Raw genomic sequence first — 22953 nt, forward strand, 5'->3', positions numbered from 1 at the left:
TCCTCCTGAACCACGGAGCAGGTCTGTTTGCACGAGTCACGCACCAGTATCCCTCTGTCGCAAGGCAGTTCGGGCCACCCGGCGCCAAGATGATCCAGCGATGTTCGCCGCACCCAGCCGCACCCAGTCGGCCCCTGACGGCCCCTGACGGCTCCTCAGGGCGGGACACGCGGGCAGCCCGGTCGCGCGACTCCCGGGTGCGGCGGAGCCTACGATCAGCAACGCCGGGTCAGCATCCGATCACGCTCCGGGGGAAGACAGGTGCACGGGTGATCGCGCTGGTCGTCAGCATGGGGACGCTGTTCGCCTGGGCCCTGGTGGCCGGGCGGCTGGCCCGCTGGAGCGTCACGGCGCCGGTGGCGATGACGGCGGCGGGCGTGGCGCTGACGGCCGGGCCGCATCCGCTGGTGCGGATCAGCCTGACCACCTCGGATGCCGAGCGGGCCGTCGAGATCATTCTCGCCGTCCTGCTGTTCACCGATGCCACCGACGTACCGGCCCGGGTGGTCCGGGAGCAGCGTCGCGTGTTGACGCGACTGCTGGTGCTCGCGTTGCCGATGACGCTGGCTGCCGGGACACTGCTGGGCCGCCTGCTGTTCCCGTCCGGCGGTTGGTGGTTGGCGGCACTGTTCGCCTCGGTGACGGTGCCGGTCGACCTGGCCCCGGCCGCCGAGCTGATCCGCGACTCCCGCCTGCCGTCCTGGCTGCGCGCGGTGCTCACGGTGGAGAGCGGGCTGAACGACGGCATCGTCGCGCCGGTCTTCCTGCTCTGCCTCGCGGGCGTCGAGGCGCGCGGGGCGGCCTCGGGGTCGGTCGGCGACGCGCTGCGCAGCGCGGTGGGGGCGCTGCTCTGGGCGGTCCTGGCGGGCGTCCTGGTCGGCAAGCCCGGTGGCTTGCTGCTGCGGCGCTCCTGGCTGGCCGGTTGGACCCGACCCGCCGCCGTCCGGCTCGGGATCCTCGCGCTGCCGTTGATGGCGTACGGGCTGGCGATCGTGCTGGGCGGCAGCGGCTTCATCGCCGCCTTCGTGGCCGGGCTGTGCTTCGCCCCGGACTCCCGGGCCCTGCCACCCAAGGCGCTGCGCCTGGTCGAGGACACCGGGACGCTGCTCTCGTTGGCGCTCTGGTTCGTCTTCGGCGAACTCGTCACCCAGGCGTTCACCGGTGACTTCGACGGCCGGGTGGTGGCCTACGGGGCCTTGGCGCTGACGGTTTTCCGGATCGTCCCCGTGCTGCTCAGCCTGGCCGGCAGCGGCCTGGGCCGCGGCGACCGGCTGCTACTGGCCTGGCTCGGGCCGCGGGGCCTGGCGACCATCGTCTTCGGCCTGCTCGCCTTCGTCACCCTCGCCCCCGCGCACCCGCACGCCGCCGATCTGATCGGCCAGGTGATGACGATGACCGTACTGATGAGCCTGCTGCTGCACGGACTGACGTACGGGCCGCTGGCGGCCTGGTACGCGTCGGCCCGGCAGCGGGCCGACGGCTGCCAGCGGCGGGCCGGGAACCCGTCCTGACCAACCGGTACCGTGCGTGTCCGCTCCGCCTACGCCGGGAAGACCTGCCCCAGCAGTCGCTGCAGCGCGCGCCGATCCCCCTCCTCCAGGCTCTCCAGGCCACTGAGCTCGGACATCAGCTCGGCGCGGATCTGCGCGACAGCCCGCTCCCCCTCCGCCGTGAGCAGCACCAGCTTGACCCGCCGGTCCGCAGGGTCGCTCTCGCGACGGAGCAGCCCGCGCGACTCCAGCCGGTCGACGATCCCGGTGACATTGGAGGCGTCGCACGCGAGCAGTTCGGCGAGGGTGCGCATCGGCATCGGCCGGCGGAGCAGGCTGAGCATCTTGCCCTGCATCAGGGTGAGGCCGCGCTGCGCCGCGACGGTCGCGAAGTTCCGGTAGTAGGCGGCCGCCGCCTGGGCGAGCTGGTCCATCAGCTGCGCCGGCGTCGGCGCGACGGCATCGGCGGCGGTGACGGCGGCGGTGATGGCTGCGGGCGGTGGCGAGGTCATGCGTCCAGCCTACGGGAGATTGCTTGACATCATTAACCATTGAGGTCTACCTTCAACACATTGGTTGACAACCTCAACCATCTATCACTTCAATCTCCCGGAGTACCACCATGGCCCCCACCGACCCCGGCACGGTCGTGGCACACCTGCGCGCCACCTTCGACACCGGCCGCACCAAGCCGCTCGACTGGCGCCTCGGCCAGTTGCAGGCGCTGCGCACCCTGCTCACCGAGCAGCAGGACGTCTTCCTGGCAGCGCTCCACGCCGACCTGGGCAAGGGGCCCGCCGAGGCGTACCGCACCGAGATCGGCTTCACCCTCAACGAGCTGGACCACACCGTGGCGCACCTGGCGGAGTGGCTGCGTCCCAAGCCTGCCGGCCTGCCCGACGCCTTCCTGCCCGCCGAAGCGCGGGTGGTCCGGGACCCGCTGGGCGTCGTGCTGGTGATCGCCCCGTGGAACTACCCGCTGCAGCTGGCCCTCGCCCCGCTGGTGGGCGCCCTGGCCGCCGGCAACACCGTGGTGCTCAAGCCCAGCGAGCTGGCCCCGGCCACCTCGGCGGCGATCGCCGAGCTGCTCCCCCGCTACCTCGACCCGCAGGCCGTCGCCGTGGTCGAGGGCGCGGTCCCGGAGACCACCGCGCTGCTGGAGCAGCGTTTCGACCACATCTTCTACACCGGCAACGGCGCGGTCGGCCGGATCGTCATGGCGGCCGCCGCCCGGTACCTCACCCCGGTCACCCTGGAGCTCGGCGGCAAGAGCCCGGTCGTGGTCGAGCCCGGCGTCGACCTGGCCGCCACCGCCCAGCGGCTGGTCCGCGGCAAGTTCCTCAACGCCGGTCAGACCTGCGTCGCCCCCGACTACGTGCTGGCCGTCGGCGACAGCGCCACCGAGTTGGAGGCGCAGTTGGCCGCCGCCGTCGAGGCGACCTACGGCGCGGACCCGGCGGCCGACCCGGAGTACGGACGGATCGTCAACGAGCGCCACTTCGACCGGCTCACCGCCCTGCTCGACAGCGGCCGGGTGGTCACCGGCGGCGGCCACGACCGCGCCACCCGCTACCTGGCTCCGACCGTGCTGGCCGACGTCTCGCCGGAGGCGCCGGTGATGCGGGAGGAGATCTTCGGCCCGATCCTGCCGATCATCGCGGTGCCCGACCTGGACGCGGCGATCGCCTTCATCAACGGGCGGGAGAAGCCGCTCGCGCTCTACGCCTTCACCGACTCCGAGCAGACCAAGCAGCGGCTGACCATCGAGACCTCCTCCGGCGCGCTCGCCTTCGGCCTGCCGGTCTCCCACCTGGCCGTTCCGGAGCTGCCGTTCGGTGGCGTCGGCGAGAGCGGCATGGGCCGCTACCACGGCGAGTACTCCATCGATACCTTCAGTCACGCGAAGGCCATCCTCGACAAGCCGGTCAGCTGAAAGGCCACCATCCAATGAACTCCCCCCACCTGCCCGACCACCGCGCGGCCGTCGCCGCCGAGACCGCCCGGTTCGCGGCCCTGGTCAAGGGCGCCGACCTGGCCACCCCGGTCCCCAGCTGCCCGGGCTGGACGCTGGCCGAGCTGGTCAAGCACGCCGGCAGCGTGCAGCGCTGGTTCTCCGTCCTGCTGCACGCGCGGATCCAGCAGCCGCCACGCAGCCGTGACGTGGACCTGCGGCTGCCGGCCGAGCAGGACGGCTACCCGGACTGGCTGGCCGAGAGCGCGAGTGTGGCGGCCGAGGCGTTCGCGGTCACCGAGCCCGACTTCCCGATGTGGGCCTGGGGCGCCGACCAGCACGCCCGGTTCTGGGCCCGCCGGATGCTCTTCGAGACCCTGCTGCACCGCGTCGACGCGGAGCTGGCCTTGGGTCTGCAGCCGCGGATCGACCGGACGCTCGCGCTGGACGGAGTCGACGAGTTCCTGGTCAACCTGCCCTTCGCCGCCTTCTTCGCGCCCAAGGTGGCCGAACTGCGCGGCACCGACCAGAGCATCCGGTTCCACGCCACCGACGCAGACCGGGACGGGGACGGGGACGGGGACTGGCTCATCCGGCTGCGGCCCGACGGCTTCGGGCTCGAGCCGGCCGCCGAGCTCGCCGCCGGGCTGCCGCACACCACCGCCGACGCGACGGTGCACGGCAGCGCGGCCGATCTGCTGCTCCTCGTCTACGGGCGACTGCCGTACGGCGCCGAGGTGTTCAGCACCGAGGGCGACCAGGACCTGCTGGCCCGCTGGTTCGCCAACTCGGCCTTCTGACTCAGGCCGCTGCGAACTACCCGGGCTACCCGGGCACTCCGGGGAGCCCGGTCGGCATCCCGTCCAGGGCGTGCGAGCAGACGCAGTCGCGGTCGGCCGGGAGCGACTCGACGGTCTTGAACAGCACGCCGCGCAGCCGGTCCACGTTGCGCGCGAAGACCTCCAGCACCTCGGCGTGGGTGACCCCCTCCCCGGTCTCCACCCCCGCGTCGAGGTCGGTCACCAGCGCCAGCGAGGTGTAGCACAGGCCCAGTTCGCGAGCGAGCACGGCCTCCGGATGGCCCGTCATGCCGACCACCGACCAGCCGTTGCCGCTGTACCAGCGGGACTCGGCCCGGGTGGAGAAGCGCGGGCCCTCGATCACCACCAGCGTGCCGCCGTCCACCGGCTCCCAGTCCTGGGCGCGGGCGGCGGCCAGTGCGGCGGCCCGTCCGGGCGGGCAGTAGGGGTCGGCGGCGGAGACGTGGACCACCTCGGGGATGCTGCCGTCGGGCAGCGGCAGGCCGTCGTAGTAGGTCTGCGCCCGGCCCGAGGTGCGGTCGACGAACTGGTCGGGGATCAGCAGGGTGCCGGGCCCGTACTCGGCGCGCAGTCCGCCGACCGCGCAGGGGGCGACCACCTGGCGGACCCCGAGCGCGTGCATCGCCCAGAGGTTGGCGCGGTAGTTGATCCGGTGCGGCGGGAGCTTGTGGCCGCGCCCGTGCCGGGGCAGGAAGGCGACCTTGCGGCCGGCGATCTCGCCGAGGAAGAGCGAGTCGCTGGGCGCGCCGTAGGGGGTGCCGACGGTGATCTCGGTGACCTCGTCCAGCAAGGCGTAGAGACCGGAGCCCCCGATCACTCCGATCTCGGCCCGCTGCTCAACGTGGGTATGCATCATGCCTCATGATGCACATACCGGCTGCCGTCCCCGATCACCTGCCCGGGGTCTGTCCGGCGCTAGTGACGGACGGTCGGGCGCAGCACGGTCTTGAAGGCCGGCACGTGCCAGCGTCCCGCGATCTCCTCCTCCTTCGCGCGCTCGCCGCTGTGCCGTTCGCGCCAGTACGGATTGTCGTGCGGCAGATGGCCGCTGACTCTGCCGTACATGCCGAAGGTGGCGATCACCAGACCGAAGACGAAGCTGAAGATCACGTTGGCCATCCGGAAGGCCAGGTGGTTCCAGCTGCTGTCGAGCGCGACGAGGCCCACGAAGCCCGCCACGAAGAAGATCAGGCCGACGGCCATGTTGAGCCAGGAGGCGAAGTTGCCGCCGATCACGGCGCCGATCATCAGAATTCCGCCGAAGACCACCGACAGCACGCTGAGCGCGCCGTTGCTGGACATGCCGGCGATGTTCTTGCCGTTGGTGGACAGGTAGCCGGGGTCGCCGGCCAGGCCGAAGCAGCCCCAGATCAGCAGCAACAGACCGGCCAGGCCCGCGCCGTACCGGTAGACCTGGGCCAGCCGGTGGTCGACCGGAAGTTCGTCCTGCAGTCTCATGACGACCTCCACTGGAGGAACGGGAGTGCCCGATCTGCACTCTCGATCCACGCTACGCCCGGCCGGTCGCAGTGGCGCTCCAGCGGAAGTGCCCGGGCGCCGGGCGATCTTCGGCCCTTTCCGTCATGCCCATGGCCTGCCGCGCCACCGCGTGCGTAGCGTCACGATCCGCATACGGAACGACATGGCCCCCTGACGATGACGGTGGAGCAGGACGGCGGCTGCTCGCCTCGCTCGGCTGCAGCGGCGCGGTCTACCGGCGAGATCTACCGGCGACGTCTACAACAGTGCCCGCGCCGGCCTGCGTCTGCGCAGGTCAGCGCGGGTACTCGTCGTCGTCGACCGGGACTTGCCGGGTCTGCTCGAAGGCGTCGGCCACATCGGCGGCGGCGTCCAGCGGGAGCTCGGCGCGCGGAGGGAGCAGCTCGTCGGCGCCGGACTCCAAGTCCTCCGGGTCCAGCGAGTCGACAGCGAATTCAGTGGCGTTGTCGGTCATGACCTCACCCCTCACGGCTCCGGGGCCACAGCAGCCCCTGCTGTTTCCAACACTTACCCGACCAGCGGCGTCCCACTCGGGACCGTCGGCCAAGCGTCGGCGTGTTGCCGAGTGGGTGCCGGGGTGATCGTGCTGGTCGGGATGATCGGGACCGGACTGGTGGACCTTCAGATCCAGGCGGTGTCGCGCCGCTTACTGGACGACTGGGTGGTCATGGGTGTTACCTCCCTCGTGAACCGGGTGAAGCCGACTCGGACCGGCTGAGTCGGTGCCCTCCCCTGTTCGGCACCGACCCAGCCGGGCTCGGTCGTGACGAGTCTGCAGCAGGCCGCTCACGGCCGGGTAACATCCGGATAATGGACCATCAACAAGGGCCCCGAACGGCCTTCCCGAGCCCCTCGGCGCAGCACGGCGAAGCGCTGCGGTTCGGCTTGCTCGGGCCCCTGACGGTCCAGGACGAGACGGGCACGGCGCTGCCGGTCAGCTCCCCGAAGTGCCGGGCACTGCTGGCCATGCTGCTGCTGGAACCCAACCGGGTGGTCTCCCGGGACCGGCTCACCGCGGCGCTGTGGGGCGAGCACCCGCCGGCCACCGCACCGACCTCGCTCAACAACCACGTGGTCCAGCTGCGCCGGCTGCTCGGCCCCGGCGGCCCGGCCCGACTGCGCACCGTCCAGCCGGGCTACCTGCTCCAGGTCGGCCCGCAGGAGCTGGACAGCGAGCTGTTCACCGAGCGGCTCGAGGCGGCCCGGGCGGCCCGTCGGGCGGCCGACTGGCAGGACGTCAGCACGCTGGCCGGCGCCGCGCTGCGGCTGTGGCGGGGCACCCCGCTGACCGACCTGCCGACCCTGGCCGAGGAGGCCTCGCCGTACCTGCAGCGGCTGCAGGAGCTGCGGCTGCAGGCCCTGGAGTGGCAGTTCGACGCCGAACTCGAGCTGGGCCGGCCGCAGGGGCTGATCCCCGAGCTGAGCCGGCTGACCAGCGAGTACCCGCTGCGCGAGTCCTTCCACCGGCAGCTGATGCTGGCGCTGCACCGCACCGACCAGCGGGCCGAGGCGCTGGCCGCCTACCAGCGGCTGCGCCGCACGCTGATCGAGGAGCTCGGCATCGAGCCGGGGCCGAGCGTGCGCGCCGCGCACCAGGAGGTGCTGCGGGCCGAGCAGCACGCCGAGGCCGCGGCACCGGCCGAGCCGGACCTCGCGGTGCCGGCCGGGGCCGGGCTGCCCCGGGACGTGGCCGGCTTCACCGGGCGCTGCGAGGAGCTGGAGCACCTGCTGGCCGCCTGCCGGGCGGGCGGCGCCGACGGCGCGGTGGTCGGCATCCACGCGGTGGACGGGATGCCGGGGGTCGGCAAGAGCGCGCTGGCCGTGCACGCCGCGCACAAGCTCGCCCAGGACTTCCCCGACGGCCAGATCTTCCTGCCGCTGCACGCCCACACCCCCGGCACCCCCGCCGTGGAGCCGGCCGACGCGCTGGCCGCGCTGCTGCTGACGGTCGGCGTCGCACCGCAGCAGATCCCGCGCGACCTGGACGCCCGGGCCAACCTGTGGCGCAGCCGGCTGGCCGGCCGACGGATGCTGCTGCTGCTCGACGACGCCAGCGGCAGTGAGCAGGTCCGCCCGCTGCTGCCCGGCACCCCGGGCAGCCTGGTGCTGGTGACCAGTCGGCGCCGGCTGCCGGCGCTGGGCGACGCGGTGCCGATGACGCTGGGCGTCCTGCCGCCGCACGAGGCCGCCGAGCTGTTCACGGCGACCGCGGGCCGGGCCGATCTGACGCCCGATCATCCGGCGGTGGTGGAGCTGGTCCGGCTCTGCGGCTACCTGCCGCTGGCCATCCACCTGACCGCCGCCCGGCTGCGGCACCGGCGCGCCTGGTCGGTCGCCGACCTGGTGCCGGACCTGGCCGCGGCCACCGGCCGGTTGGCCGCGCTGAGCGCCGAGGACGTCTCGGTGGCGGCGGCCTTCGACCTCTCCTACCGGGACCTGACGCCCGCCCAGCGCCGGCTCTTCCGCCGGCTGGGCCTCTACCCGGGCGACCACTTCGACGCCCGGGCGGCCGCCGCGCTGGACGACACCGACCTGCCCACCGCGCGCCGGCTGCTGGAGGAGCTGGAGGACCACCATCTGGTGGACGAGCCGGTGCGCGGCCGCTACCGGATGCACGACCTGATCCGCGAGCACGCCCGGGTGCTCGGCGGCGAGGACGACCCGCAGGTGCGGCACGCGGCCGTGGCCCGGCTGCTGGACGCCTACCTGGCCACCGTGGTGGAGGCCGGCCGGCACTTGGCCGGCCGCCGCAGCGCCGTCCCCGCCCAGCGCTCCGCCGGCTCCGAGTCGGCCAGCGAGCGGGAAACCAGTGCCTGGCTGCGGGCCGAGCGCGGCAACCTGCAGGCGGCCGTCGAGTACGCCGCCGCGCACGGGCACCCCGAGCACGCGGTGCGACTGCCGGCCGCCCTGCACGACCTGCTGCGCACCCACGGCCACTGGGGCCAGGCCCGCGAGCTGCACCTGATCGCGCTGGAAACGGCCCGGCGGACCGGGGACCGGCTCGGCGAGGCGGAGGCGCTGACCCACCTGGGCACCTTCCAGCGCCTCACCGGCGGGCACGAGGTGGGGCGTCGGCACCTGCGCCAGGCGCTGGACCTCTTCCGCGAGCTGGACAACCGGACCGGGCAGGCGGCCGCGCTGGTGCAGCTCGGCGCGATGGAACGCACCTTCGGGGACAACCTGCGGGCCCGCGAGTACTTCGGGCAGGCCCTCGCGCTGGCCCGGCAGGCGGGCGACCTGCCCGGCGAGGCGCAGGCGCTCAGCCAGCTCGGCATCCTCGGCCGGATCACCGGCGAGTACGCCGAGGCGACCGAGCACGCCACCCTGGCGCTGACCCTCTTCCGGGAGCTGGGCAACGCCACCGGGCAGACCGCCGTGCTCAGCGAGCTGAGCCTGATCCAACAGCTGACCGGCGACCCGACGGCGGCCGAGGCGAGCCTGCAGCAGGCGCTGGAGCTCTGCCGGGACCGCGGCGACCGCCCCGGCGAGGCGTACGCCCTGGCCAGCCTCGGCTCGCTGCAGCAGCTGACCGGCCGCTACCCGCAGGCCGAGGCGACGCACCGGCAGGCCCTGTCGCTCTACCAGGGCCTGGGCAACCGGATCGGCCAGGCCAACGCGCTGATGGCGGTCGGCGCGGTGCGGCTGGTCACCGGCCAGTACCAGGCGGCCGAGCAGGACCTGCTGCGGGCCAGCGAGATGTACCACGAGCTGGACGAGGCCCGGGGACGGATGAACACCGTCGCCTACCTGGGCGTGCTGCGGCACGCCACCGGGCGGGACGCGGAGGCGGCCGAGAACCTGCGGGCCGCGCTGGCGCTCTACCGCGAGCAGAACGACCAACTCGGCGAGTCCCGGGTGCTCGCCTACCTGGGCGATGTGCTGCTCGCGCTGGGCGACCACGCCGCCGCCGAGCAGCATCTGCGGGCGGCGCTGGTGCTCTGCCGGGAGCGGGCGGACGTGGTGGGCGAGGCCGAGGCCCGCAACATCCTGGGCCGTCTGCTGGCCGCCACCGGCCCCTTCGAGCGGGCCCGCGCGGAGTTCGCCGCCGCGCTCGAGGCGGCGCTCGCGGTCGGCTCACCGTTGGAGCAGGTCCGGGCCAGGACCGGCCTGGCCGAGGCAGAGCTGCGGGCCGGCCGGCTCCCCGAGGGCGCGGCCCAGCTGCGCGAGGCGCTGACCCTGGCCCAGCTGCTCGGGGTACCGGAGGCAGGGCGGATCCGGGAGCTGCTGGCGCACGCGGCGGCGGGCGCCGCAGCCGGCTGCTGACGGGGCGTCAGAGGCTCTGACGGACCGTCAGCCGGGCGGCCCAGCAGCGGTTGCGGCGACCTGGTCGACTGGCAGGCTGGTGCGCAGGTCAGCCCTGAGGAGAGTCGCGGTGAGCTACGCCCACTGGTCGGTGCGAGTGGTGTCCTTCCTGATCGACTTGATGGCCTGTGCGGCGCCCAACATCGTCGCCGGCGTGGTGGCCCCCGAGAACATCGCGCTGCAGGTCGGCCTCGGCTTCCTGTCGCTGCTGCTGTTCGGCTACAACCGCTGGTACCTGGCCGGCCGGACCGGGCAGAGCTGGGGCAAGCACCTGATGGGCCTCCACCTGGTCCTGCTGGACGCCCCCGACACCCCGGTCGGCCCGCTGCGCGCCTTCCTGCGCGATGTGGCGCACATCCTGGACTCGCTGCCCTGCTTCCTGGGCTGGTTCTGGCCGCTGTGGGACCGCCGGCGCCAGACCTTCGCGGACAAGGCGGCGTCGACGGCGGTGCTGGACTCCCCCTGACGCACCGCGTGGCGGGCGGCTAGGCGGTCGCCGCGTCGTCCGACGCGGTGGTGGCCGACGCGGCGGTGGCCGGGCCGCGCACCGAGTCGAGCACCGCCTGGCCCTGCTTGTCGACGAACTTGGTGAACAGCTGCTGCGAGTACCCGAAGATCACCGCCCAGGCGATGATCTGCGCGGAGGAGTCCAGCGCGCTGAGCCCCGGCACGAAGCCGCCGCGCATCAGGACCAGTCCGAGGACGGCGGTCAGGGCGCCGGTGGGGAGCTTGAGCCAGGCGAGCGAGACCGGCACCGGGTACGGGGTGGAGGTCCCGTTGATCCGCCGCAGCGCGGTGGCGGCCGCGATGCCGGCGGCCACCAGCCCGACGATCTCGACCGACAGGTAGTCCGCACGGGACGCGGTGGCCGCCATCGCGTGGTCGACGTCCGTGGTGGTGGGCGCGGCATTGCTGCCCACCGGGCAGACGATGGTGAAGCCGGTGCCCGAGTGCCCGGTGGGCGTCTGCGGCGCGAAGCAGAGCGGCACGAACTGCGGCCAGAAGAGCCCGATGACGGCGATGCCGACGGCCGCGAACCCCAGCCCGGCGGCCACGAACCTGACGATCCGCACGAAGCTGCCCACCCGCAGCTGCTCGCGCAGCGCCTCCAGCCGGGCCGTGCCCACGGCGTCGGCGATCAGCTCGACGTCCGCGCAGGTCGGCGTCTTCCCTGTCTTCCAGATGTTCTCGACCGCGACCCGCCGGGGATCGCGCTTGTCGAGATGCTCCCTGATGAGCCCGATCAGGCCCGGCAGCAGCGGCGTGACCTCCTCGACCGCGACCAGCCGCAGCATCATCGCGCGCGCCGCATTGACGTGGACCAGGGCCACGGTCAGCCGGGAGCTGGCCAGGCGCTTCGGGCGCTGACGGCGGTCGACCTTCTCACGGGCTCTCTGCAGCTCCGCCTCGATGTCCTTGCGCAGTTCTGGCTTCGCATTCGGGATGCCCCGGAGCTTGGCCTCCAGCTCGCTGATGGTGGCGAGCATCGCCTCCCGCAGCTCCCACTCGCCGACTTCGCACGTACTGTCCTGGCGCTTCTTCCACAGGCGCCGCTTCTGCGGCCCACTGTCGTTGCCGGGCAGCCCGGATGTTCCTGATGCGCTCTGCGTCATGCCTCGACTATCACCTTCGGTGGCGGTTCGTGTACAGCATGCTGCCGCCCCGGGCGCGCCCCGACCGGAACCTGGACCGACCCGTCAGCGAACATTCGCCACCGGCTGGGCAAACACTCGGTGTCGCCGGGTAAGCCCGCACTGCCCGGCCGGTCACCAAGCAGTAGTGGCCTGTCCTGGCGGCGGTTAGGGTGCCGGTCGGAGCCCGTCCACCCGAACGATCGGAGTACCTGTGTCCTCGTCCAGCCTCTGGCCCGCCGGCCCGCGTCGTGTCCTGGTGGTCGGCGTCGACGGGGTGCGCCTCGATCTGCTGGCGGAGCTGGCGACGCCCGCGTTGGACCAGGTCGCAGCCGCCGGGTTCCTGGCGCCGGTGGAGGTGGACGAGGCCACGCCGACCATGTCGGGACCGTGCTGGGCGACCATCGTGACCGGCGTGACCGTGGCCAAGCACGGCGTCTACGGCAACCACTTCGGCGGCAACCGGCTGGACGTGTTCCCGGACTTCACCACCCGCCTGGCCGAGACGCACCGCCGCCGCACCTTCGCGGTGGGCGGCTGGGAGCCGCTCTTCCTGGCCCGCCGGGGCGGTCCGCTCTTCGCCGCGCCGGGCCGGCTCTCCTACATAGCGCCGCTCGAGGACACCCCCGGGGCCTGGGAGGTCTGCGACGAGCGGGCCACCGCCGAGGCGGTCACCGTGCTGACCGGCGACGACGACCCGCAGGCGACCTTCGTCTACCTCGGCGCGGTGGACGAGACCGCGCACTTCCTGGGCTGCGGCGAGCAGTACCGCCGTTCGATCGAGACGGCCGACGCCCGGCTCGGGCGGCTGCTGGCGGCGGTGCGGTCGCGCCCGGGCTACGCCGAGGAGGAGTGGACCGTCATCGTGGTCACCGACCACGGCCATGTCGACCAGGGCGGGCACGGCGGGCGCAGCACCGTGGAGCGCACCGCCTGGGTGGCCGCCTGCGGGCCCGGTCTGGAGCCGGGCGCGCCGGTGCTGACGGTCCGTCATGTGGATGTCGCCGCGCATGTCTACGCGGCGCTGGAGATCGTCCCGGACCCGCACTGGACGCTGGACGGCCGCCCGTTCACCCCCGCCGGGGTGCTGGTCGCCTAGGGCCTTGTCGGTCCAAGGGCTGTTCGCCTAGAGGGCCTTGACCAGGGTCTCGAAGGCCAGGTCGGGGCGCTTGGGCAGGCCGAACCGCTCGTCCCCGTACGGGAACGGCGAGAGCTCACCGGTGCGGCGGAAGCCGCGGCGCTCGTACCAGGCGATCAGGTCGGCCCGCTGGACGATCACCGTCATCTCCAGCGAGGCCGCGCCCCACTCCTCGCGGACGTGGCGCTCGGCCTCGGCCAGGACCGCGCGGCCGACCCCGCCGCCCTGCTGGGTGGGCCGCACCGAGAACATGCCGAAGTAGGCCCCGGCGCCGCGCCGCTCCACCGTGCAGCAGGCGAGCAGCTCGCCGGTGGCGGCCCGCTCGGCGAGCAGGATCAGCGTGTCGGGGCGGGCCAGCGTCTCGGCCACCGACTCGTGGTCGGTGCGCTGCCCGTCCAGCAGGTCCGCCTCGGTGGTCCAGCCGGTGCGGCTGGCCTCGCCCCGGTAGGCCGACTCCACCAGCTCGACCAGGGCGGGCACATCGCCCTCGGTGGCGGGGCGAAAGACCAGGTCAGGGGTGGCGGTGGCCATGCGGGGCTCCCGGGCGGCTCGGCAACAGGGCGTCCTGGCATGGTGCCACAGACCCCGCCACCCCCGGATGGCTCACCTGATGTCAGGATTGGGTGACCGACGGGCGAGGATGTGGGGGTGCCCGTCCACCATGATCACCGGGGGATCTGACCAGCCATGCATCCGCGCGTCTTCGCGATCGTGACCGCCGTCCTGCTCGGGGCGCTCGGCCTCGGCGCTCTCGCCGTCACCCAGTGGGTGCCGCCGACCGCACCGGTGGCCGCCCAGTCGGCGGTGCCGACCGGCTCCGCGGCCGCCGGCCCGTCGGCCTCGACCTCGGCCGCGGCCGCCGCCTCGGCCTCGCCCACCGGCGACCCGGCGGTCTGGACCCGCAGCACGCTGCGGAACAAGCTGATGGCCGAGATGGACGCCACCGATCCCGGCGTCGCGCTGGCCGATCTGGACCGGATCACCAAGGCGAAGCCGTACACCGTCCGGTTCTGCCACCCGATCGCGCACGAGATCGGTCATGCGGCGGTCAAGCGGTACAACCACGACTTCCAGAAGGTGCTGTCCTACCCGCACGACACCTGTGCGGCGGGCTACCTGCACGGCGCGGTGGAGGAGATGCTGATCGCCTCCGCCGACCCGGCCAGCGACCTGCTGAAGCTCTGTCAGCCGCAGATGACCGGCCCGTGCGTGCACGGGGTGGGCCACGGCACCATGTTCGTCGCCAACCAGGACGTGGCCAAGGCACGCGACCTGTGCAGCAAGTTCGGCTCGCAGAACCGGATCGTCACCTGCTCCGAGGGCCTGTTCATGCAGCTCTTCGGCCCGGACGAGGAGGACGAGAAGGCCAAGGCGCTGGTCCCGGCGGACAAGCTGGCCGCCGAGCCGCTCTATCCGTGCCCGGAGCAGCCGGCCCTCTTCCAGTCGGCCTGCTTCTTCTACGCACCGACCTTCTACCTCTCCTCGCACGACTACCCCAACCACCCGGAGATCTACGCCCAGGCGCTCAAGTGGTGCCTGAACGCGCAGGCCAGCGGTGGGGCGAACGACTGCAGCCGGGGAGTCGGCTCGCGGCTGATGAAGTACAACCTGGACCGCGAGGACTGGGTGGGACAGCAGTGCGCGACGGCCTCCGACACCTGGCAGAAGAAGGCCTGCACGGACGGGATCGTCAGCTACTACACCGTCAACTACACCGACCCGGGGGCGGCGGGCCGGCTCTGCGCCAAGCTGACCAACCAGGAGATCGCCCGGTACTGCAAGGCCTCGGCCCACCTCTCGGGCTCCCTGGACTGAGACCGAGCGGATCGACCTCGTAGGATCACCACCATGTCCGCCACCTCCGATCAGAGCTTCCGCAGCTCCGCCCACACCACCGCCGACCTGGTCGCCGACTACCTCGCGGCGGTGCCCGCGGGGCCGGTCTGGCAACCGATGGACCCGGCCGCCCGGCAGGCGCTGCTGAACGCCCCGCTGCCGGCCGAGGGACGGAGCCTGGACGAGCTGCTCGGGGTGATCGCCACCGACGTGCTGCCCGCGCCGATGGGCAACGGGCATCCGCGGTTCTTCGGCTGGGTGAACTCCGCCCCCGCACCGGCGGGTGTGCTGGCCACCCTGGCGGCCTCGGCGATGAACCCCAGCTCGGCCGGCGGCGACCACGCGGACGTCCACCTGGAGCGGGCGGTGGTGCGCTGGATCGCCGAGCTGGTCGGCTTCCCGCATCCCCCCGGCGGCGGGCTGCTGACCTCCGGCACCTCGATGGCCACCATCGTCTGCCTGGCCGCCGCCCGCGGCCGGGCCGCCGCCCGGGCCGGCTGGGACGTCCGCGAGGACGGCCTGTACGGGCTGCCGCCGCTGGTCGGCTACGTCACCGGTGAGACCCACTCCTGCGTGCGCAAGGCCGCCGAGCTGCTGGGCCTGGGCAGCCGGCAGCTGCGGACCGTACCGGCCGACGCCGAGGGCCGGATGGACCCGGTCGCGCTGCGCGCCGCGATCGCCGAGGACCGCGCGGCCGGCCGGCTGCCGTTCCTGGTGGTGGCCTCGGCCGGCACCGTGAACACCGGCGTGGTGGACCGCTTCGAGCCGATCGCCGACCTGTGCGAGGCCGAGCAGCTGTGGCTGCACATCGACGGGGCGTACGGCGCCTTCGGCGTGCTGGACCCCGAGATCGCGCACCGCTACGCGGGGCTGGACCGGGCCGACTCGATCGCGCTGGACCCGCACAAGTGGCTCGGCGTGCCGGTGGACTGCGGCTGCGCGCTGGTCCGCGACGCCGAGCAGCTGCGCGGCACCTTCAGCCTGGTGCCGTCCTATCTGCGCGACGAGGAGGCGGGCGGGCTCGGCTGGTTCTCCGAGTACGGCACCGAGCAGACCCGCCCGTTCCGCTCGCTCAAGGTCTGGGCCACCATCGCGCACCGCGGCCGGGACGGCATCGCGGCCGACATCGCGCACTGCACCCGGCTGGCCCGCCGGCTCGGCGAGCTGGTCGCAGCCGATCCCGAGCTGGAGCTGTTGGCGCCGGTGGAGACCTCGATCACCGCCTTCCGGGCCCGCCCGGCCGGACTGGACGAGGCCGCGCTCAACGCGCTGAACCAGGCGCTGCCGCTCGCCGTCCAGCGACGCGGCCAGGTTTTTGTTACGGGCACCGTGCTGGCCGGCCGCGAGGCCCTCCGGGCCTGCCTGCTGAACGCCGCCACCACCGAGGCCGACTTGGCCGTGCTGCTGGCCGAAGTCCGGGCCGCGGCAACCGAACTGACTACCCGACAGTAGCCACAACCAGCGTGAATGCATCAGCCGGAGACATTTACCGGGCGGTCATAACAGATTCGTGATCGTGAAACACCAGCGCGTCATGGTGGTGGCATGACTCAATCGCCGAACACTGCCCAGACCACCCGGCCCACCGCCGCGAACGGCCCCTCCCGGGCCGAGCGGCGGCTGACCAGAAGCGACCGCTGGCGCCACTCCACCGTGGAGCTGGCCGCCGTCTTCCTCGCCGTGGCCACCGCCGACCTGGTCGCCAACGTGGTGGTGCACGGCCACGACGGCCCGGTGCTGCTCGCCGCCTCGGCGCTGGCACTGTTCGCCACAGCGGTGTTCCACGCCTGGTGGGCCCATCGCCATCCGCACGGACCGCCGGGCCCGCAACCGGACCCGGGCACCGATCCGGGCGCCGAACCGGGCGAGGACCGGCTGCCGGAGGAGACCAGGCTGTGGCGGCTGCGCGCCACCGTCTCGGACGCGCCGGGCAGCCTGGCCACCGTCTGCGCGGCGCTGGCCACCCTGCGGGTCAGCATCATCTCGCTGCAGACCCACCCGCTGCCGGACGCCACGGTGGACGAGTTCCTGCTCCGGGCGCCACGCTCGCTGCCCCGCGCACTGCTCACCGACGCGGTGGCGCGGGCCGGCGGCCAGGAGATCTGGACCGACCCGGCGGACGCGCACGACCTGGTGGACGTGCCGACCCACGTGCTGGCCCTGGCCACCAGGACCGCGCTGGACGCCGCCGAGCTGCCGGTCGCGCTGCGCCAGCTGTTCGGCCAGGTGACCATCCGGTCGTTCCCGACCAAGCAGGCCACCGCGGCCACGCCGAGCCTGGAGGGCACCCTGATGCGGCTGCCCGCCCCCTCCGGCGACCTGCTGGAGCTCTCCCGCCCGTACCTGCCGTTCACCCCGACCGAGTTCGCCCGCGCCAAGGCGCTGGTCGAGCTGGACGCGGTGCTCGGTCCCCGGGTGCCCAAGGTGGCGGACCAACTGAGCCTGCCGGCCGGCACCGACCTGACGGTCCGTCGGGCCGACCCGGGCGACAAGGCGGCCGCCCTGGCGATGCACCACCGCTGCTCCGCCGCCACGCTGCGCAAGCGCTACCACGGCCCGGTGGCCGACGCCGACCGCTACCTGGACCACCTGCTGGACCCGCGGCACGGGCAGACGCTGGCCGTCGAGACGGTGGACGGTGAGCTGGTCGCACTGGCCCATCTGATGTGGGACGACGACAGCGCGGAGCTGGCCGTGCTGGTCGAGGACGGCTGGCAGCGCCGCGGCCTCGGCCTGGACCTGCTGCGCCGGATGGCCGCGCTGGCCGCCGAGGCGGGGGTGGCCACCGTCTACGCCGTCACCCAGGCCGGGAACACCGCGCTGATCGGCGCGATGCAGCGGTTGTCGATCCCGCTGGACTACCAGGTGGAGAACGCCACCCTGGTGATCACCGCCCACCTGGCGGGCGCCGCCGAGCAGTTGCCGAGCCCGTGGCCCACCGTCCCGGGCTGGTCCTGATCACCTGACCCACCGTGGGTGGCCGCCCCCGACCCGGGGGCGGCCACTCGCGCGCTCGCGGTCAGAGCCTTCGTCAGAGGCTCCGTCAGAGGTTCAGCCAGGGCTCCGTCAGGGCGCTGAGCACGGACAATGGGGGCCGTGGCTCGGTCCGGCGGCGGGGAGCGGTTAGGCTGGCCCCGTCCCTGCCGCCCGACGGCCGAAGGTCAGCCGGGGGGTCGTCAGCTAGAGGAGGAACTCCTGAGCATGCCAGGCACCGGATCGGAGGCCGCGGCCACCGGCGCGCGCGACTCCTCACTGCCCGCCCGCTCCAAGCTCGCCGTCACCGCGGGGCGGATGGCCGCCGCCGCGTCCCGGTCGGTCGGCCGCGGCAGCGGCTCGGTGATCGGCGGCAAGGTCGCCCTCAAGCTCGACCCCGACCTGCTCGCCCGGCTCGCCGAGCACCTGGACGTGGTCCTGGTCTCGGCCACCAACGGCAAGACCACCACCACCCGGCTGATCGCGGAGGCGCTGCGCGCCGCCGGCCCGGTCGTCTCCAACGCGCTCGGCGCCAACATGCCGGCCGGCATCACGGCCGCGCTGGCCGGCGGCTCGGACGCCCGCTACGGCGTGATCGAGGTGGACGAGAAGTACCTGGCCGGCGTGGCCCGGGACACCAGCCCCAAGGCCATAGCGCTGCTGAACCTCTCCCGCGACCAGCTGGACCGGGCCGCCGAGACCCGGATGCTGGCCGAGCGCTGGCGCGAGGGCCTGCAGCACACCGAGGCCGTGATCATCGCCAACGCGGACGACCCGCTGGTGACCTGGGCCGCCTCCTCCTGCAAGCGGGTGGTCTGGGTGGCCGCCGGGCAGGCCTGGAAGGAGGACGCCTGGTCCTGCCCGTCCTGCGGTGGCGTGATGCAGCGGCCCGGCGACGACTGGTTCTGCCAGGAGTGCGGGTTCCGCCGGCCGCAGCCGCACTGGGCGCTGCAGGGCGGCCATGTGATCGACCCGAACGGCGCCGCCTGGCCGATCCAGCTGCAGCTGCCGGGCCGGGCCAACCTGGCCAACGCCACCAGCTCGGCCGCCGTGGCCGCGGTCTTCGGCGTGCCGCCGCAGGTCGCGCTGGAGCGGATGCAGTCGGTTGCCGCCGTGGCGGGCCGCTACGACGTGGTCAACTACCAGGGCCGTGACGTGCGCCTGCTGCTGGCCAAGAACCCGGCCGGCTGGCTGGAGACCTTCTCGCTGATCGACGGGCCGCCGGCGCCGGTGATCCTCTCGGTGAACGCGCTGGACGCGGACGGCACCGACACCTCCTGGCTGTGGGACGTGGACTACGAGCGGCTGCACGGGCACCCGGTGTTCGTGATGGGCCAGCGACGGCTGGACCTCGCGGTCCGGCTGGAGGTCGCCGGGCTGCAGTTCCACGTGGTGGAGTCGCTGGAGGAGGCGGTCCGGATGGCGCCGCCCGGCCGGATCGAGGCGATCGCCAACTACACGGCGTTCCAGCAGCTGCGCAAGGTGGTGGCGGGCGGATGACGACTCCTCCTGGGTACGGTCCCCCGCCGCCGGGGTACGGTCCGCCGTCGGGCTATCCGGAGCAGCAGCCCGGGTACCCGCAGCAGCCGGGACACCCGCAGCAGCAGGCCGGCTATCCGCAGCAGCAGCCCGGGTACCCGCCGCAGGGCTACCCGCAGCAGCAGCCTGCCCCGCAGGCCCAGCAGCAGCCCGAACCGCAGCAGCAATACGGAAGGTCATCTCGGATGAGCGACAGCAGCCTGCGGCTGGTCTGGATCTACCCGGACCTGCTCAGCACCTACGGCGACCGCGGCAACGCCCTGGTCGTCGAGCGCCGGGCCCGCCAGCGCGGGCTGAACGTGCAGCGGATCGACGTCCGGTCCGACCAGCCGGTGCCGACCAGCGGTGACATCTACCTGATCGGCGGTGGCGAGGACCGTCCGCAGCGGCTGGCCGCCGAGCGGCTGCGCCAGGACTCCGGGCTGCCGCGGGCGGTGGACAACGGCGCGATCGTCTTCTCGGTCTGCGCCGGCTACCAGATCCTCGGTCACGAGTTCATCAACGACCTGGGCCAGCGCGAGCCGGGTCTGGGCCTGCTGGACGTCTGGTCCACCCGCGGCGAGGGCGCCCGCAATGTCGGCGACGTGCTGGCCGAGCCGGACCAGCGCCTCGGCCTGCCGACCCTGAGCGGCTTCGAGAACCACCAGGGCGTCACCCACCTCGGCCAGGGTGTGGCCCCGCTGGCGCAGGTCACCGCGGGTGGCGGCAACGGTGACGGCAGCGGCACCGAGGGCGCTTGGCGGGACACCGTCTTCGGCACCTACCTGCACGGCCCGGTGATGGCCCGCAACCCGGCCGTCGCCGACCTGCTGATCAAGCTGGCGCTGGACGTCAACGCGCTCCCGCCGGCCGACACCACCTGGTACGACGCGCTCCGCGCGGAGCGGATCGCCGCCACCCGTCAGCCTGCCTGACCGGGCCTCGGCCCCGCTGATTGAACATTGTCCGGCCGCCGGGTGTCCAACATCCGGCGGCGGGAACGCCCCCGTCGTGAAAGTACGACAATAGGCACCGTCGGATGCAACCCTCCTCGGCAACCGGCAGCACCATTGCGCGGGCGCGCCGACGACGCCGCCCCGCGCCTGCTCCCGCCCGGCCGGAGGTGGGGGCCGCTATGATCAGCTTCGGAATGGAATGTCCGATCCTGGTCCCGCCCTTCCAAGGTGGTGTTCCGGCCGTCCGGTTCTCCTCGGGAGTTGCAAAGAACGATGCGTATTGGTGTGCTGACCAGCGGCGGCGACTGCCCCGGCCTGAACGCCGTGATCCGCTCCGTGGTCCACCGGGGGGTGGTCGACCACGGCGACGAGATCATCGGCTTCCAGGACGGTTGGCGCGGACTGCTCGAAGGTGTCCACCGCCCGCTGACGCTGGACTCGGTCAGCGGCATTCTGGCCCAGGGCGGCACCATCCTGGGCTCCTCCCGGGTCCAGCCCAGCCATCTGCGTGATGGTGTCGAGCGGGCCAAGAAGTACTGCGAGGACCTCGGGATCGACGTGGTCATCCCGATCGGCGGCGAGGGCACCCTCAAGGCTGCCAAGCTGATGAGCGACGGCGGCATGCCGGTGGTGGGCGTGCCGAAGACCATCGACAACGACATCGCCTGCACCGACGTCACCTTCGGCTTCGACACCGCGGTCTCGGTGGCCACCGACGCGCTGGACCGGCTGAAGACCACCGCCGAGTCGCACCAGCGGGTGATGGTGGTCGAGGTGATGGGCCGGCACACCGGCTGGATCGCGCTCAACGCGGGCATGGCCGCCGGTGCGCACGCGATCGTGGTGCCGGAGCGCCCGTTCCACATCGACAAGCTGACCGAGGTGGTCCGCGAGCGCTTCGACCGGGGCAAGAAGTTCGCCATCGTGGTCTGCGCCGAGGGCGCCAAGCCCGAGCCCGGCACCATGCACTGGGAAGAGGGCACCCGGGACATCTACGGCCACGAGCGGTTCACCGGCATCGCCACCCAGCTCTCCGGCGAGCTGGAGCACCGGCTCGGCAAGGAGGCCCGCCCGGTCATCCTCGGCCACACCCAGCGCGGCGGCACCCCCACCGCCTACGACCGGGTGCTGGCCACCCGGTTCGGCTGGCACGCCGTGGAGGCCGCGCACAAGGGCGCCTTCGGGCACATCACCGCGCTGCACGGCACCCAGATCAACCTGGTGCCGCTGGCCGAGGCGGTGGCGGACCTGAAGACCGTGCCGGCCGAGCGCTACGTCGAGGCCGAGACGGTCATCTGACCGTCCGTCGGACATACCGATGCCCCGCCGGTTACCCGGCGGGGCATTCGTTCGTGCGGACTACTCCGGGACGATCCCGGAGGCGGCGACCTTGATCTTCGCCTTGGTCGAGCCCGAGCGGCTGCCCAGCTTCTCGACCGCGTCCACGACCTCCTTGCCCTCGACGACCTCGCCGAAGACCACGTGCTTGCCGTCCAGCCAGGAGGTGACGACCGTGGTGATGAAGAACTGCGAGCCGTTGGTGTTCTTGCCGGCGTTCGCCATCGAGAGCAGGTACGGCCGGTCGTGCTTGAGCGTGAAGTTCTCGTCGGCGAACTTCTCGCCGTAGATGCTCTTGCCGCCGGTGCCGTCGCCGCGGGTGAAGTCACCGCCCTGGAGCATGAACTCCGGGATCACCCGGTGGAACGGCGAGCCCGCGTAGCCGAAGCCGTGCTCGCCGGTGGCCAGCTCGCGGAAGTTCTGCGCCGTCTTGGGAACGACGTCGTCGTAGAGCTTGAAGACGATCCGACCGCTGGGGACGTCGTCGATGCTGATGTCGAAGTAAACGTTGGAAGCCATGCGCGTAGCCTGCCACGATCCGGACCGGAAACTCGACAATGGGGGGTCATAACGCCGACCTGGTCACCTTATCGGTTCGCGGCGAGCAGGTCCGGCAGCCAGTCCCGGGTGTGCGAGAAGGCGAAGCCGAGCCGCTCGGCGCGGGAGTTGTCCATGCCGTAGTAGTGGCCGAAGGAGAACGGCGAGGCCGACTCGCCGTCCGCCGGTGCCGCGGTGCGGTACGGGCGGCCGGCGGCCAGCAGGTCGCAGATGTCGGTGGCGGTCAGCTCGCCGTGCGAGGAGGCGTTGACGGCGCCGGTGAAGTCCGCGCCCGCTGCCCAGAACAGGAAGTCGGCCATCTCGACCTCGTTGGTGTACGAGGAGGGCAGGTTCGCCGGATGCACCAGGACCGGGCGGCCCGCGTCGATCCGCTCGGTGTAGTGCTGCAGCCGCCCGGTGAAGTCCTCGGCGCCCAGCACGTGCCCGCAGCGGACGGCGGCGAACGGGAACGGTGCGCGCTGCGCGAACACCGCCTCCGCCTGCCGCTTGCCTTCGCCGTAGGAGAGCTCACTGACCGAACCGAGCGACCCGAGCGACCCGAGCGGCGCGACCGGCCAGCGCGCCGGGTCGACGGCCGCCTCGGTGAGCGGTGCGCCCGTGCTCGCGAGGCGGGCCTCCTCGGTGTCGTACACCTCGATGGTGGAGGTCATCAGGTAGCGGCCCACCCGGCCGTGGAAGGCCCGCAGGGCGGTCTGTGCGGCCTGCGGGGTGTAGCAGACCTGGTCGACGACCACGTCGAAGCTGCGGTCGCCGAGCGCGGCCGTCAGGGCCGCTCCGTCCTCGCGGTCCGCCACCAGGTGCTCGACGCCTGGCGGCGGCGCCGCCGACCCCCGGTTCAGCACGGTGACGTGCGCCCCCGCATCGCGCAGCAGCAGCACCAGCCGCCGCCCGAAGTACCGGTTGCCGCCGATCACACAGACCTCTCGCATGGCGCCCTCTCC

General features: G+C 72.9%; 21 protein-coding genes. 13 read left to right on the top strand and 8 right to left on the bottom strand.

What is annotated here, in order from left to right; translation table 11 throughout:
* Positions 1–269: 269 nt before the first annotated feature.
* The gene (locus BR98_RS14535; RefSeq protein WP_035844983.1) at positions 270–1511 is read left to right on the top strand and encodes a cation:proton antiporter; all 1242 of its coding nucleotides are present in this window, start codon (positions 270–272) and stop codon (positions 1509–1511) included.
* Between the two features lie 29 nt (positions 1512–1540).
* Here BR98_RS14535 and BR98_RS14540 read toward each other — a convergent pair whose 3' ends face one another.
* On the bottom strand, positions 1541–2002 hold the full coding sequence (locus BR98_RS14540) for a MarR family winged helix-turn-helix transcriptional regulator (RefSeq protein ID WP_232247421.1): 462 nt from the start codon (positions 2000–2002) through the stop codon (positions 1541–1543).
* Between the two features lie 110 nt (positions 2003–2112).
* On the opposite strand from BR98_RS14540, the gene BR98_RS14545 reads away from it, so the two are divergent.
* Together BR98_RS14545 and BR98_RS14550 are read left to right on the top strand one after the other, a co-directional pair.
* The gene (locus tag BR98_RS14545) at positions 2113–3423 is read left to right on the top strand and encodes an aldehyde dehydrogenase family protein (protein ID WP_035844985.1); all 1311 of its coding nucleotides are present in this window, start codon (positions 2113–2115) and stop codon (positions 3421–3423) included.
* Between the two features lie 14 nt (positions 3424–3437).
* The gene (locus BR98_RS14550) at positions 3438–4241 is read left to right on the top strand and encodes a maleylpyruvate isomerase family mycothiol-dependent enzyme (protein ID WP_035844987.1); all 804 of its coding nucleotides are present in this window, start codon (positions 3438–3440) and stop codon (positions 4239–4241) included.
* 25 nt (positions 4242–4266) lie between these two features.
* Here the strand turns inward: BR98_RS14550 and BR98_RS14555 are convergent, their stop codons facing one another.
* The 3 genes from BR98_RS14555 to BR98_RS14565 all read right to left on the bottom strand — a co-directional run bounded on the left by BR98_RS14555 (position 4267) and on the right by BR98_RS14565 (position 6216).
* Positions 4267–5115, bottom strand: a complete 849-nt coding sequence (locus BR98_RS14555; protein ID WP_407639450.1) for an S-methyl-5'-thioadenosine phosphorylase — start codon at positions 5113–5115, stop codon at positions 4267–4269.
* A 62-nt stretch (positions 5116–5177) separates the two neighbouring features.
* The gene (locus tag BR98_RS14560) at positions 5178–5720 is read right to left on the bottom strand and encodes a DUF4383 domain-containing protein (RefSeq protein WP_083976577.1); all 543 of its coding nucleotides are present in this window, start codon (positions 5718–5720) and stop codon (positions 5178–5180) included.
* A gap of 316 nt (positions 5721–6036) precedes the next feature.
* Positions 6037–6216: a hypothetical protein gene (locus BR98_RS14565; RefSeq protein ID WP_035844991.1), complete on the bottom strand. Its 180-nt coding sequence runs from the start codon at positions 6214–6216 to the stop codon at positions 6037–6039.
* A 123-nt stretch (positions 6217–6339) separates the two neighbouring features.
* Here BR98_RS14565 and BR98_RS39365 point away from each other — a divergent pair, with 123 nt between their 5' ends.
* The 3 genes from BR98_RS39365 to BR98_RS14575 all read left to right on the top strand — a co-directional run bounded on the left by BR98_RS39365 (position 6340) and on the right by BR98_RS14575 (position 10530).
* Positions 6340–6480 (top strand): hypothetical protein, encoded by a 141-nt coding sequence (locus tag BR98_RS39365; RefSeq protein WP_157537778.1) that lies wholly within the window; start codon positions 6340–6342, stop codon positions 6478–6480.
* Between the two features lie 92 nt (positions 6481–6572).
* On the top strand, positions 6573–10025 hold the full coding sequence (locus tag BR98_RS14570; RefSeq protein WP_051969768.1) for an AfsR/SARP family transcriptional regulator: 3453 nt from the start codon (positions 6573–6575) through the stop codon (positions 10023–10025).
* A gap of 109 nt (positions 10026–10134) precedes the next feature.
* Positions 10135–10530 carry an RDD family protein gene (locus BR98_RS14575; protein WP_051969769.1) on the top strand — a complete coding sequence of 132 codons (396 nt, stop codon included), beginning with the start codon at positions 10135–10137 and terminating at the stop codon, positions 10528–10530.
* A gap of 19 nt (positions 10531–10549) precedes the next feature.
* On the opposite strand, the gene BR98_RS14580 is transcribed toward BR98_RS14575, so the two are convergent.
* Positions 10550–11677: a hypothetical protein gene (locus BR98_RS14580; RefSeq protein ID WP_157537779.1), complete on the bottom strand. Its 1128-nt coding sequence runs from the start codon at positions 11675–11677 to the stop codon at positions 10550–10552.
* Between the two features lie 232 nt (positions 11678–11909).
* Here BR98_RS14580 and BR98_RS14585 point away from each other — a divergent pair, with 232 nt between their 5' ends.
* Positions 11910–12794, top strand: a complete 885-nt coding sequence (locus BR98_RS14585) for an alkaline phosphatase family protein (RefSeq protein ID WP_035844993.1) — start codon at positions 11910–11912, stop codon at positions 12792–12794.
* Positions 12795–12821: 27 nt separating this feature from the next.
* Here the strand turns inward: BR98_RS14585 and BR98_RS14590 are convergent, their stop codons facing one another.
* Positions 12822–13364 carry a GNAT family N-acetyltransferase gene (locus tag BR98_RS14590; RefSeq protein WP_035844994.1) on the bottom strand — a complete coding sequence of 181 codons (543 nt, stop codon included), beginning with the start codon at positions 13362–13364 and terminating at the stop codon, positions 12822–12824.
* Between the two features lie 156 nt (positions 13365–13520).
* Between BR98_RS14590 and BR98_RS14595 the strand changes: the two genes are divergently transcribed.
* The 6 genes from BR98_RS14595 to BR98_RS14620 all read left to right on the top strand — a co-directional run bounded on the left by BR98_RS14595 (position 13521) and on the right by BR98_RS14620 (position 21415).
* Complete coding sequence (locus tag BR98_RS14595) at positions 13521–14648, top strand: hypothetical protein (RefSeq protein WP_035844995.1); 1128 nt, start codon at positions 13521–13523, stop codon at positions 14646–14648.
* 33 nt (positions 14649–14681) lie between these two features.
* The gene (locus BR98_RS14600; RefSeq protein ID WP_051969771.1) at positions 14682–16121 is read left to right on the top strand and encodes a pyridoxal phosphate-dependent decarboxylase family protein; all 1440 of its coding nucleotides are present in this window, start codon (positions 14682–14684) and stop codon (positions 16119–16121) included.
* 93 nt (positions 16122–16214) lie between these two features.
* Complete coding sequence (locus BR98_RS14605; protein ID WP_083976579.1) at positions 16215–17627, top strand: GNAT family N-acetyltransferase; 1413 nt, start codon at positions 16215–16217, stop codon at positions 17625–17627.
* Positions 17628–17870: 243 nt separating this feature from the next.
* On the top strand, positions 17871–19142 hold the full coding sequence (locus BR98_RS14610) for a MurT ligase domain-containing protein (RefSeq protein ID WP_051969772.1): 1272 nt from the start codon (positions 17871–17873) through the stop codon (positions 19140–19142).
* A 224-nt stretch (positions 19143–19366) separates the two neighbouring features.
* Positions 19367–20095, top strand: a complete 729-nt coding sequence (locus tag BR98_RS14615; protein WP_035844998.1) for a type 1 glutamine amidotransferase — start codon at positions 19367–19369, stop codon at positions 20093–20095.
* Positions 20096–20389: 294 nt separating this feature from the next.
* On the top strand, positions 20390–21415 hold the full coding sequence (locus tag BR98_RS14620) for a 6-phosphofructokinase (protein ID WP_035845000.1): 1026 nt from the start codon (positions 20390–20392) through the stop codon (positions 21413–21415).
* A 60-nt stretch (positions 21416–21475) separates the two neighbouring features.
* Here BR98_RS14620 and BR98_RS14625 read toward each other — a convergent pair whose 3' ends face one another.
* Both BR98_RS14625 and BR98_RS14630 read right to left on the bottom strand, forming a co-directional pair.
* Positions 21476–21973 carry a peptidylprolyl isomerase gene (locus tag BR98_RS14625; protein ID WP_035845002.1) on the bottom strand — a complete coding sequence of 166 codons (498 nt, stop codon included), beginning with the start codon at positions 21971–21973 and terminating at the stop codon, positions 21476–21478.
* 68 nt (positions 21974–22041) lie between these two features.
* Positions 22042–22941 (bottom strand): NAD-dependent epimerase/dehydratase family protein, encoded by a 900-nt coding sequence (locus BR98_RS14630; RefSeq protein ID WP_035845004.1) that lies wholly within the window; start codon positions 22939–22941, stop codon positions 22042–22044.
* Between the last annotated feature and the right edge of the window lie 12 nt (positions 22942–22953).

The sequence above is a fragment of the Kitasatospora azatica KCTC 9699 genome, from assembly GCF_000744785.1.
Classification (GTDB): Bacteria; Actinomycetota; Actinomycetes; order Streptomycetales; family Streptomycetaceae; genus Kitasatospora; species Kitasatospora azatica.

Bases quoted from the DNA above. Each gene is read 5' to 3' on its own strand.
- BR98_RS14540 (WP_232247421.1), bottom strand. From the start codon at position 2,002: ATGACCTCGCCACCGCCCGCAGCCATCACCGCCGCCGTCACCGCCGCC.
- BR98_RS14545 (WP_035844985.1), top strand. From the start codon at position 2,113: ATGGCCCCCACCGACCCCGGCACGGTCGTGGCACACCTGCGCGCCACC.
- BR98_RS14550 (WP_035844987.1), top strand. From the start codon at position 3,438: ATGAACTCCCCCCACCTGCCCGACCACCGCGCGGCCGTCGCCGCCGAG.
- BR98_RS14555 (WP_407639450.1), bottom strand. From the start codon at position 5,115: ATGCATACCCACGTTGAGCAGCGGGCCGAGATCGGAGTGATCGGGGGC.
- BR98_RS14560 (WP_083976577.1), bottom strand. From the start codon at position 5,720: ATGAGACTGCAGGACGAACTTCCGGTCGACCACCGGCTGGCCCAGGTC.
- BR98_RS14565 (WP_035844991.1), bottom strand. From the start codon at position 6,216: ATGACCGACAACGCCACTGAATTCGCTGTCGACTCGCTGGACCCGGAG.
- BR98_RS14570 (WP_051969768.1), top strand. From the start codon at position 6,573: ATGGACCATCAACAAGGGCCCCGAACGGCCTTCCCGAGCCCCTCGGCG.
- BR98_RS14580 (WP_157537779.1), bottom strand. From the start codon at position 11,677: ATGACGCAGAGCGCATCAGGAACATCCGGGCTGCCCGGCAACGACAGT.
- BR98_RS14590 (WP_035844994.1), bottom strand. From the start codon at position 13,364: ATGGCCACCGCCACCCCTGACCTGGTCTTTCGCCCCGCCACCGAGGGC.
- BR98_RS14595 (WP_035844995.1), top strand. From the start codon at position 13,521: ATGCATCCGCGCGTCTTCGCGATCGTGACCGCCGTCCTGCTCGGGGCG.
- BR98_RS14600 (WP_051969771.1), top strand. From the start codon at position 14,682: ATGTCCGCCACCTCCGATCAGAGCTTCCGCAGCTCCGCCCACACCACC.
- BR98_RS14605 (WP_083976579.1), top strand. From the start codon at position 16,215: ATGACTCAATCGCCGAACACTGCCCAGACCACCCGGCCCACCGCCGCG.
- BR98_RS14610 (WP_051969772.1), top strand. From the start codon at position 17,871: ATGCCAGGCACCGGATCGGAGGCCGCGGCCACCGGCGCGCGCGACTCC.
- BR98_RS14615 (WP_035844998.1), top strand. From the start codon at position 19,367: ATGAGCGACAGCAGCCTGCGGCTGGTCTGGATCTACCCGGACCTGCTC.
- BR98_RS14620 (WP_035845000.1), top strand. From the start codon at position 20,390: ATGCGTATTGGTGTGCTGACCAGCGGCGGCGACTGCCCCGGCCTGAAC.
- BR98_RS14625 (WP_035845002.1), bottom strand. From the start codon at position 21,973: ATGGCTTCCAACGTTTACTTCGACATCAGCATCGACGACGTCCCCAGC.
- BR98_RS14630 (WP_035845004.1), bottom strand. From the start codon at position 22,941: ATGCGAGAGGTCTGTGTGATCGGCGGCAACCGGTACTTCGGGCGGCGG.